This window comes from Pseudomonas sp. SIMBA_068, assembly GCF_046534705.1.
Lineage (GTDB): Bacteria > Pseudomonadota > Gammaproteobacteria > Pseudomonadales > Pseudomonadaceae > Aquipseudomonas > Aquipseudomonas putida.
On record NZ_JAWRYI010001633.1, the window covers coordinates 1 to 237 of the forward strand.

1 protein-coding gene is annotated in these 237 nt (G+C 59.5%); it reads right to left on the minus strand.

From position 1 onward, the window contains the following. A partial coding sequence (locus tag SB756_RS35265) for an MFS transporter (RefSeq protein WP_410913906.1) occupies positions 1-237 on the minus strand: 237 nt, incomplete at both ends.

The window sequence follows — 237 nt, forward strand, 5'->3', positions numbered from 1 at the left end:
CCAAGCACGCCGCTGTTGATCAGCATGAAGGCTGGGATAGCCAGCGCGAACAGGCCGACACTGCCGACCATGATGAAAGGCCGGCGCCCGAACTTGTCACTGAGCAGCCCGATGATCGGCTGCACGAACAGCATGCCGACCATGATCGCGATGATGATCAGCACCCCGTGGTCTTCGCTGTAGTGCAGGTTGTGCGACAGGTAGCTGGGCATGTAGGTGAGCAGCATGTAGTACGTG